This is a genomic window from Pseudoroseomonas ludipueritiae (assembly GCF_014490445.1).
In the GTDB taxonomy this organism is placed as follows: Bacteria; Pseudomonadota; Alphaproteobacteria; order Acetobacterales; family Acetobacteraceae; genus Pseudoroseomonas; species Pseudoroseomonas ludipueritiae.
In genome coordinates this window covers 1-9450 of record NZ_JACTUZ010000168.1, presented here as the reverse complement: position 1 = coordinate 9450, position 9450 = coordinate 1, and the positions used below count along the sequence as shown (strand labels likewise).

The following is a 9450-nucleotide window of genomic DNA, read 5'->3' as shown; positions in this document are numbered from 1 at the left end:
GGCCAGCCCCCGGCGCCCAATGCCGTGCCCGCCGACCCCGGCCAGGCCCCGGCGCCGCCGCCGGCCGAGATGCTGACCCCGCCGCCCCCGGCGCCAAGCCTCTAGAAGCCGGGGCGTAGCTGGGGCGCAAGAACCGCGGGACTCCGGCCAAAGCGCCGGTTTCCTCGGGGCGCGATCTGCTCTACGCCCCCATCACCACGACATCTCCGGACCCCGTGCCATGACCGAGGAATTCCACCGCATCCGCCGCCTGCCGCCCTATGTCTTCGCGGAGGTGAACCAGGCCAAGGCCAAGGCGCGGGCGGCTGCCGAGGACATCGTGGATCTCGGCATGGGAAATCCGGACAGCCCGACGCCGCCGCATATCGTGGCCAAGCTGATCGAGGCGGTGCAGAACCCGGATACCCATGGCTACTCGGCCTCCAAGGGCATTCCCGGCCTGCGGCGGGCGCTGGCGGGCTATTACCAGCGCCGCTTCGGCGTGGAGCTGAACCCGGAGAACGAGGTGGTCGCCACCCTCGGCTCCAAGGAAGGGCTGGCCAATCTGGCCTCGGCCATTTCCTCGCCGGGCGACACCATCCTGGTGCCGAACCCGAGCTACCCCATCCACCAGTTCGGCTTCATCATCGCGGGCGCTTCCGTCCGCTCCATCCCGCATACGCCGGATGAGCGGATGCTGGAGGCGCTGGACCGCGCCGTGCGCCATTCGGTGCCCAAGCCCACCGCGCTGATCGTGAACTTCCCGTCCAACCCGACGGGCCTGATGGCCGACCTCGACTTCTACCGCGAGCTGGTCGCCTTCGCGCGCAAGCACGAGATCTACATCCTCTCCGACCTCGCCTATGCCGAGCTGTATTACGGCGACCGGGTGCCGCCCTCCATCCTGCAGGTGCCGGGGGCCAAGGACGTGGCGGTGGAATTCACCTCCATGTCCAAGACCTACAACATGGCCGGCTGGCGCATGGGCTTCGCCGCCGGCAACCCGAAGCTGATCGCGGCGCTGACGCGCGTGAAGTCCTACCTCGACTACGGCGCCTTCACGCCGATCCAGGTGGCTTCCGTCGCCGCGCTGAACGGGCCGCAGGATTGCATCGAGGAGATGCGCAAGCTCTACAAGGAACGCCGCGACGTGCTGGTGCGCGGCCTGAAGCAGGCGGGCTGGGACGTGCCGGTGCCCGAGGCCGGCATGTTCGTCTGGGCCGAGATCCCGGAGCGCTTCCGCGGCCTGGGCAGCGTCGAATTCTCCAAGCTGCTGCTGGCGCGCGGCCGCGTGGCGGTGGCGCCGGGCCTGGGCTTCGGCGAGCACGGCGACACGCATGTGCGCATCGCCATGGTGGAGAACACGCAGCGCATCCGCCAGGCGCTGCGCGGCATCCGTGGTTTTCTGCAAGGTGACAATGCCGGCCCCGCCATCGAGGCCGCCGAGGGAGTGAAAGCATGACGCGTCCGCTTGCCATTGGTGTTGCCGGCCTGGGTACGGTCGGCGCGGGCGTGTTGAAGCTGCTGCGTGACAATGCCGGCATTATCGCCGCCCGCGCGGGCCGCCCCATCGCCGTGACGGCGGTGGCGGCGCGGGACCGCACCCGCAACCGCGGCGTGCCGCTGGACGGGCTGCGTTGGTACGAAGACCCCGTCGCCCTGGCCGGTGATGACAAGGTCGATGTGGTGGTGGAGCTGATCGGCGGCTCCGACGGCCCCGCCAAGGGGTTGGTGGAAGCGGCGCTGGCCGCCGGCAAGCCGGTGGTCACCGCCAACAAGGCGCTGCTGGCGCTGCATGGCGGCGCCCTGGCCGAAAAGGCCGATACCGCCGGCGTCACCCTGGCCTTCGAGGCCGCCGTGGCCGGTGGCATCCCCGCCATCAAGGGGCTGCGGGAAGGGCTGGCGGCCAACAACATCGCCCGCGTCACCGGCATCCTGAACGGCACCTGCAACTACATCCTGACCTGCATGCGGGACCAGGGCCGCGAATTCGCCGATGTGCTGGCCGAGGCCCAGAAGCTGGGCTACGCCGAGGCCGACCCGTCCTTCGACATCGACGGCGTCGATGCCGCGCACAAGCTGGCCATCCTGGCGGCCCTGGCCTTTGGCCGGCCGGTGGATTTCTCCGCCGTGCATGTGGAGGGCATCCGCAACGTCACGGCGCTCGACATCAAGCTGGCCGAGGAACTGGGCTACCGCATCAAGCTGCTGGGCATCGCCCAGGCGGTGGATGGCGGCATCTCCACCCGCGTGCATCCCTGCATGGTGCCGGTGGGCCACCCCATCGCGGTGGTGGATGGCGTCTATAATGCCGTGGTGGCGGAAGGGGATTTCGTCGGCCGCGTGGTGCTGGAAGGGCGCGGCGCCGGCGCCGGCCCCACCGCCAGCGCCGTGGTGGCGGACCTGATCGACATCGCGCGCAACCGCTCCACCCCCGTCTGGGGCGCCAGCGCCGCCGCATTGTCGAACACCCCCGCCGTGCCGATGGACCAGCATGTGGGCGCCTATTACCTGCGCCTGATGGTGCTGGACCGCCCGGGCGTGGTGGCCGAGATCACCGGCGTGCTGCGCGACCATGCCATCAGCCTGGAGAGCATGATCCAGCGCGGCCGCTCGCCGGGCGAGGCGGTGCCGATCGTGCTGACGACCCATGATTGCCAGGAGGCTTCGATGCGTGGTGCGCTGGCGCGCATCGCGGCGCTCGATTCGGTGCTGGAACCTCCGGCCCTGATCCGCATCGAATCGCTCTGACCGCCGTTAGCCACGCTCAAGCCTGAACAGGAGCCTTTCCATGCGTGATCCCGTCCCCGTCGACCGCAACCTCGCCCTGGAACTCGTGCGCGTGACGGAGGCCGCGGCCCTGGCCGCCAGCCGCTGGATCGGGCGCGGGGACAAGAATGCCGCCGACGGCGCCGCCGTGGACGCCATGCGCAAGGCCTTCGACACCGTGGACATCGAAGGCACGGTGGTGATCGGCGAGGGCGAGATGGACGAGGCGCCGATGCTCTATATCGGCGAGAAGATCGGCAATGGCGGCCCCAAGGTCGATATCGCCGTGGACCCGCTGGAAGGCACCAATATCTGCGCGACGGGCGGGCCGAACAGCATCGCGACGCTGGCGGTGGCCGAGCATGGCGGCTTCCTGCACGCGCCTGACATCTACATGGACAAGATCGCCGTGGGTCCGGGCCTGCCGGCGGGCGTGGTGCATCTGGACGCCAGCCCGGCCGAGAACCTGCGTGAGCTGGCGCGGGCCAAGAAGTGCGAGATCAACGACCTGGTGGTCTGCACCCTGGGCCGTGACCGCCACAAGAAGATGATCGAGGCCTGCCGCGCCGCCGGCGCCCGCATCATGCTGATCCCGGACGGCGACGTGGCCGGCGTCATCGCGGTGTCGCAGCCGGAAGCCGGCGTGGACCTTTACCTCGGCTCCGGCGGCGCGCCGGAGGGCGTGCTGGCGGCTGCCGCGCTGCGTTGCATCGGCGGCCAGATGCAGGGACGGCTGATGTATGAGGACGACAGCCAGATCGCCCGCGCGCGGGAGATGGGCATCACCGACCCCAACAAGATCTTCTCGGTCGAGGAGATGGCCAAGGGTGATGTGATGTTCGCCGCCACCGGCGTCACCACCGGCCCGATGCTGAAAGGTGTTCGCCGCAGCGCCCAGGCGGCCTATACCCATTCCATCATCATGCGCAGCAAGACCGGGACCGTGCGTTACATCGAGGCGCACCACAACTTCGCCCTGAAGCCGAGTGCCTTTGTCGGCTGATTTTCTCACGCTTGATGCGGCGGCGCCGGTTCTCGGCGTCGACCGCAGCGTCACCGGGCGGCGCTGGGTCTGGCGGCAGGCCGACCAGCGCACCGGCCTGGCCATCGCCCAGCGCCTGGCGGTGCCGGAGCTGCTGGGGCAGCTCCTTTCCGCGCGCGGCGTGGGGATCGAGCAGGCCCGCGACTTCCTGGAACCCACCCTGCGGGCGCTGATGCCCGACCCATCCACCCTGGTGGACATGGATGCGGCGGCCGACAGGCTGGCCCATGCCATCCGCACCGGGGAGCAGGTGGCCGTCTTCGGCGACTATGACGTGGATGGCGCCTGCTCCGCCGCCCTGATGCTGCGCTTCCTGCGCGGGCTGGGCTGCAAGGTGCGGGCCTATGTGCCGGACCGCCTGAAGGAAGGCTACGGCCCCAATCCCATCGCCATCGCCGCCCTCTGCGAGGAAGGCGCGACGCTGATCGTCTGCGTCGATTGCGGCATCGCCGCCCATGCGGCGCTGGAAGCCGCCCAGGGCCGCGCCGATGTGGTGGTGCTGGACCACCACAAGGCCGAGGGCGCGGTGCCTGTGGTGGCCGCCGCCGTGAACCCCAACCGGCTCGACTGCGGTTCCGGCCTGCGGCATCTCTGCGCCGCCGCCGTGGCCTTCATGGCCGCCGTGGCGACGCTGCGCACCCTGCGCAAGTCCGGCCATTTCGCCGCCAGCAAGGAACCCGACCTGCGGGAGCTGCTGGACCTGGTGGCCCTGGCCACCGTCTGCGACGTGATGCCGCTGACCGGCCTCAACCGCGCCTTTGTGGCGCAGGGGCTGAAGATCATGGCGCGGGGCGACCGCGCCGGCATCGCCGCCCTGCTGGAAGTGGCGCAGGCCAAGGACGCGCCCTCCGCCTATACGCTGGGCTTCCTGCTGGGGCCGCGCATCAATGCTTCCGGCCGCATCGGCGAGCCCGATCTCGGCGTGCGGCTGCTGACCTGCGACGACCCCATCGCGGCGCGCGAGATGGCCGAGCGCCTGGACGCCGTGAACCGCCGCCGTCAGGAGGTGGAAAGCGAGGTCCTGGCCTCCGCCTTCGCCGAGGCCGAGCGGCAGCATGCCGAGGGCCATCCGGTGCTGCTGATCGCCGGCGAGGGCTGGCACCCTGGCGTGGTCGGCATCGTCGCCGGGCGGGTGAAGGAACGCTTCAACCGCCCTGCCTGTGTGGCTGGCGTGGCGGATGGCCTGGCCAAAGGCTCCGGCCGATCGGTACCGGGTGTGGACCTGGGCAGCGCCGTGATCGCGGCGCGGCAGTCCGGGCTGCTGGAGACCGGCGGCGGGCATGCCATGGCGGCCGGCTTCTCCTTCCGCATTGAGCGGCAGGCCGAGGTGCAGGCCTTCCTGGCGGAGCGTCTCTCCCATGCCGCCACGCTGCCCGGCGCCGCCGACCTGGTGCTGGACGCGACCCTGATGGTGGCCGCAGCGACACCGGACCTGGCGGAGCAGGTGGGGCGCCTCGGCCCCTTCGGCCCCGGCAACGAGGAACCTAGCTTCGTCTTCCCCCGCGTGCGGATCGCGCGCGCGGACCGGGTGGGGCGGGAAGGCGGCACCGTGCGTGCCTTCGTGCAGGGCGAGGGCGGCGGGCGCATGAAGGCCATCTGCTTCCGCGCCAAGGAAGGGCCGCTGGCGGAGCTGTTGCTGAACAGCGGTGGCGCCCCCGTGCATCTCTGCGGCGCCCTGCGGGCTGAGCGCTGGAACGGCGAAGTCTCGGCCAGCCTGCATGTGCAGGACGCCGCGCGCGCGGCGTGAAAAACCGGCCACATAGGGGCTAGACGAGGGCGGCGCGGCAGGTTAGTAACCCGCCGCCCGCGCAAGACGCGGACCGGCCTTGTCCCCATCGTCTAGAGGCCTAGGACACCAGCCTTTCACGTTGGTAACACGGGTTCGAATCCCGTTGGGGATGCCACCCTCACAAGAGGGAAGGGCAGCCGGTATGAGGGCGGTCAGCCAGGTGGCGCCGCCCTTTTCATCCCACTGAACTTAGCCAAGCTGTCTTCTGAGCTGCTGCTCATGGAAGCAGTCGTCTGGCCTTGAACTGGCCGGATGGCGGCAGGCATGTTTCCGCGCGTGCTGGAGCATTTCAGGACGGCGAGCGCGAGCTGGGCATATTGGTGCTGTCGGACCAGGCCAGTTCGAGGTCCATACCAGGGCTTGACCGTTTGTTGCCTCGCCCCGGCAACTTCGCCGCGTTCCGGAATGTTAGCCAAGGGCTACCACATCCACAGAAGGATCATGGCACCATGAAGGGCACTTACGCGGTCGCCATCATGTCGGCGCTGATGCTATCCGCTTGCGCCAGTGGGTCGACAATGTCGGCTTCCTCTCCCACGCCGCGGGTTTCCACGCCGACCAACAGCCCGGACTTCAGCACCTCGGCGCCTGCCTCTCCGGGCCGCACCCAGGGCAGCGCCGATGGCCGGGCCGGTCAGGCCGGGCAAGGCGGACAGGGAACCGGTGGCTCCGGCGGGCAGGGAACGGGCGGCTCCGGCGGGGCGGCCTCGGGCGGTCAAGGCACGGGCAATTCCAGCGGACAGGCCGGAGGCGCTTCCGGCGGGTAAAGGCCAACTGGGTCTGGCGGCGGAGAGGCCCGGGCCATGGGCCGGGAGCGCCGCCTGACAAGCCAGAGAGTGCCTCGCCGGCCTTGATCCAGAAACAGACCGGCCGGGCCGCCATGTCGCGGCCCGGCCTTTTTTGTCTTCACCTACTGATAGCCGCCTGTCTTCTTGCGCTCGGTCGCGGCTTCCTCCTGGGCCTTCTGGTCCACGGGCTTCTCAGCCGGTTGGCTCTTCTGGCTCTGCTCGCCCTTGTCAGGCGTGCTCTGCTGATCCGCCATCCTGTCTCCTTTCCGTGCTCCACCTGAACAACAAGGGGAGGAGGACGTGGTTCCGCCTCACGTCACAGGATTGCCTGCCCGAGCCGGCACGCCGGGCCAGGAAGGCGCCAACGGCCTCAGATGACGTCGTAGGCGCTGCTCATGGTATCCCGCGCGGCGATCATGGCGGCCAGGGAGCGCGCCTGGTGGCGCAGCGCCGCACCGTCATGGGCATCGCTGCTCTCCACCTGCCGCCGGGCGGAGGCCACGCCGGCGCCAAGATGGTCGCAGCAGGTGGCCAGCCGCTCCCGTACCTCCTCCGGTGCGCGGATCGCCTCCATGCGCCAGGCGGAAATGATGCTCTCGACCTCGCGCGCCACACGCTCGGGCGAGCCGCCGCCGCGGATCAGTTCCGCGATGCGGGCCAGCGCGACCTGGCTGGCATCGACCATGATGGGCCGGCCGGGCACGGGCCGGAGGGTCATGCTCTCGTTCATGGCAAATCCTGGGGGAAGACCGGGGGAAGGGATGGTCGGGTGAGCAGCAGGCGCGAGACAGTGCCGCCCGGCAGGTTACGCCGCAGCACCGCCTCGCCCACCGCGCCGCCGCAGGCGGAACAGCGCAGCCGGGGAAAGCTGCGCGCCAGCGGCACATCGCCCTGCGCCAGAAGGATCTCCTGCACCGGGATTGGCCGGTTCGGGGGGCAGCAGGGATCCTGACAGCGTGCCGCCACATCCCAATCCAGAAGCCTGGACAGGCTGGTCTCCAGCAGGCTCTCCCGGGGCAAGGCGAGGACGGCGGACGACATGGCCCGCCGAATATACAAACATGAACAAAGAAAGAACAAGAACAAATTGCGTACGATGGCCGGGCCTGCTGGCCCTGCGGCTACATCCGCATCGGAGGCTCGCTTGGTGGGTCGCCCACCGGCGGGATGTCGGTTTCATCCGGGTTGGGGCCCCGCGGGCCCGGCGGGTCGTCTACGGGAATATCCGGCAGGTCCGGGCCGGGCGGCGCCGGTGGCCGGGGCGGCACCGGCTCCGGCGGAAGGTCGGGCGAGATCGGTGCCTGGGCAAAGGGGTTCAGCACGGCAGCCTCCGTGAATGTCTCCCTGACCAATGCGGCGTGCCAAGCCGGGGTTGCTCCCGCCAAACAAGGGCCTACCGCATGTAGGGCCGGCTGCTGGTGAATGCCGGCAGGATAAAAAGGCGCGGGCGGGCAGGGCTGCGCCGGCGGACAGCCAGTAATGACACGGAATCAGTGCCATGCCTTTGGCTTCCCAGACTCCGCTTGTGCTGGAGGAGCGCGGGCAACCAGGCTGGTCAAAGGCGAATCTTTCCTGAGGACGCCGCTCTTGGCCCGGTAATTGCGTAAAGATTCGCGACAATTCGCGGCGCAACATCCCCATGCCTGACGCATTAACCCCCGCAACGGGAGGTGCCAGGCAACCAGAGGGGGAGCCATGGACAGCATTGCCACGACCGCACGCGAGGCGGTGACATCACTCTATTGGCTACCGGACTGGGTCGTCAGCCTGCTGGTGCTGGCGGTCGCCATTGGCGTGGCCATCGGCGCCCATCGCTTTCTGTTTCGCCTCGCCACCCGGCTGGTCAGCAACCGCGAACTCTTCTGGCGCTCCCTGGTGCAGCGCACGGAAGGGCCTATCCGCCTGGCGCTGGTGATCGTCTGCCTGGGCTTCGGCGCCGCCATCTCGCCGCTGACGGCGGGGGAGGCGGGGGTGATCCGCCATGTGCTGCAGGTCTGCTTCATCTCGCTGGTGGGCTGGGTGGCGCTGACGGTGCTGCATATCTGGACCACCATCTACCTGCGCCGCTTCAAGCTGGATTCCGAGGACAACCTCCTCGCCCGCAAGCACACCACCCAGTCGCGCATCCTGCAGCGGGTGGCGGCCATCCTGATCGTGCTGATCACCGCTTCCGCCGCGCTGATGACCTTCGATGGGGTGCGGCAATACGGCGTCTCGCTGCTGGCCTCGGCGGGCGCGGCCGGTATCGTGCTCGGCCTCGCCCTGCAGCCGGTGCTGAAGAACCTCGTCGCCGGCGTGCAGCTCGCCGTCACTCAGCCCATTCGGCTGGAAGATGCGGTGATCGTGGAAGGCGAATGGGGCAATGTGGAGGAGATCACCGCCACCTATGTGGTGGTGCGGCTGTGGGACTGGCGCCGCATGGTGCTGCCGCTGAGCTACTTCATCGAGAAGCCCTTCCAGAACTGGACGCGCGAGGGCGCCAGCCTGATCGGCACTGCCATGATCTATGTGGACTATACTGCCCCCGTCGCCGCCATGCGGCGCAGGCTGGAGGAGATCGCGCGCGCCTCTCCGCTTTGGGACCGGCGGGTGGTCAATATGCAGGTCACGGACCTGCGCCCCGACACGATGGAGATCCGCATGCTGGTCAGCGCCAGCAATGCCGGCCGGACCTTCGACCTCCGCTGCGAGGTGCGGGAGAAGATGATCGCCTTCCTGCAGGCCGAATATCCCTGGGCACTGCCGCGCGGCCGCGCCGAGATCGACAGCCAGCTGGAAGGCCGGCCTGGGGAAAGAATGGACATGCAGCGCGCGGGGGCGGTCGAAAGGGTCCTCTGAGCTGCCACCCAGGCGCGGGGGAGGATTGGGCCCTGCTTATCCATGCCACGCGCCGGATGTGATAGAAGCCGCCGCGGTATTGTAGAAGGAGGCCTCGTGCCCGGTCACGCCCGCTCCCTGCTGTTTGCGTTCTGGCTGCTGTTGCTGCCACTACTGGCCGGCGGCCTGGTTCGCCCCGCGCCCGTCCTGGCCCAGGCAGCGCCAACGGCGCCCGCCGGAGCCGCCACCCCGGCGCCCGAGGCGGC

General features: G+C 69.4%; 9 protein-coding genes and 1 tRNA gene. 6 read left to right on the top strand and 4 right to left on the bottom strand.

Annotated elements, in window-relative coordinates; all coding sequences use genetic code 11:
• The first annotated feature begins 220 nt into the window (after positions 1–220).
• The 5 genes from IBL25_RS22230 (at position 221) to IBL25_RS22210 (ending at position 5694) form a co-directional block, all read left to right on the top strand.
• Entirely contained in the window at positions 221–1441 is a 1221-nt protein-coding gene (locus IBL25_RS22230) for an LL-diaminopimelate aminotransferase (protein WP_187780676.1), read from the top strand.
• On the top strand, positions 1438–2730 hold the full coding sequence (locus IBL25_RS22225; RefSeq protein ID WP_187780675.1) for a homoserine dehydrogenase: 1293 nt from the start codon (positions 1438–1440) through the stop codon (positions 2728–2730). Before IBL25_RS22230 ends, IBL25_RS22225 begins: the two co-directional genes overlap by 4 nt.
• Before the next feature lie 40 nt (positions 2731–2770).
• A complete protein-coding gene (gene glpX / locus IBL25_RS22220; protein WP_187780674.1) occupies positions 2771–3751 on the top strand; it encodes a class II fructose-bisphosphatase in 981 nt (326 codons plus the stop codon).
• Positions 3741–5537 (top strand): single-stranded-DNA-specific exonuclease RecJ, encoded by a 1797-nt coding sequence (gene recJ / locus IBL25_RS22215; RefSeq protein ID WP_187780673.1) that lies wholly within the window; start codon positions 3741–3743, stop codon positions 5535–5537. The genes glpX and recJ overlap by 11 nt, the downstream gene beginning before the upstream one ends.
• An 81-nt stretch (positions 5538–5618) precedes the next feature.
• A tRNA-Glu gene (locus IBL25_RS22210) sits at positions 5619–5694 on the top strand.
• 795 nt (positions 5695–6489) lie between these two features.
• On the opposite strand, the gene IBL25_RS27395 is transcribed toward IBL25_RS22210, so the two are convergent.
• The 4 genes from IBL25_RS27395 to IBL25_RS22195 all read right to left on the bottom strand — a co-directional run bounded on the left by IBL25_RS27395 (position 6490) and on the right by IBL25_RS22195 (position 7689).
• Positions 6490–6621 (bottom strand): hypothetical protein, encoded by a 132-nt coding sequence (locus tag IBL25_RS27395; RefSeq protein ID WP_255722795.1) that lies wholly within the window; start codon positions 6619–6621, stop codon positions 6490–6492.
• 116 nt (positions 6622–6737) lie between these two features.
• Positions 6738–7097 carry a hypothetical protein gene (locus tag IBL25_RS22205; RefSeq protein ID WP_187780672.1) on the bottom strand — a complete coding sequence of 120 codons (360 nt, stop codon included), beginning with the start codon at positions 7095–7097 and terminating at the stop codon, positions 6738–6740.
• Positions 7094–7282 (bottom strand): hypothetical protein, encoded by a 189-nt coding sequence (locus IBL25_RS22200; protein ID WP_187780671.1) that lies wholly within the window; start codon positions 7280–7282, stop codon positions 7094–7096. Before IBL25_RS22200 ends, IBL25_RS22205 begins: the two co-directional genes overlap by 4 nt.
• A 206-nt stretch (positions 7283–7488) precedes the next feature.
• On the bottom strand, positions 7489–7689 hold the full coding sequence (locus IBL25_RS22195; protein ID WP_187780670.1) for a hypothetical protein: 201 nt from the start codon (positions 7687–7689) through the stop codon (positions 7489–7491).
• A 373-nt stretch (positions 7690–8062) separates the two neighbouring features.
• On the opposite strand from IBL25_RS22195, the gene IBL25_RS22190 reads away from it, so the two are divergent.
• The gene (locus IBL25_RS22190) at positions 8063–9205 is read left to right on the top strand and encodes a mechanosensitive ion channel family protein (RefSeq protein WP_187780669.1); all 1143 of its coding nucleotides are present in this window, start codon (positions 8063–8065) and stop codon (positions 9203–9205) included.
• The last annotated feature ends 245 nt before the right edge of the window (positions 9206–9450 follow it).

Excerpts from the sequence above, each read along its gene's own strand:
- IBL25_RS22230 (WP_187780676.1), top strand. The coding sequence starts at position 221 with ATGACCGAGGAATTCCACCGCATCCGCCGCCTGCCGCCCTATGTCTTC.
- IBL25_RS22225 (WP_187780675.1), top strand. The coding sequence starts at position 1,438 with ATGACGCGTCCGCTTGCCATTGGTGTTGCCGGCCTGGGTACGGTCGGC.
- glpX (WP_187780674.1), top strand. The coding sequence starts at position 2,771 with ATGCGTGATCCCGTCCCCGTCGACCGCAACCTCGCCCTGGAACTCGTG.
- IBL25_RS27395 (WP_255722795.1), bottom strand. The coding sequence starts at position 6,621 with ATGGCGGATCAGCAGAGCACGCCTGACAAGGGCGAGCAGAGCCAGAAG.
- IBL25_RS22205 (WP_187780672.1), bottom strand. The coding sequence starts at position 7,097 with ATGAACGAGAGCATGACCCTCCGGCCCGTGCCCGGCCGGCCCATCATG.
- IBL25_RS22190 (WP_187780669.1), top strand. The coding sequence starts at position 8,063 with ATGGACAGCATTGCCACGACCGCACGCGAGGCGGTGACATCACTCTAT.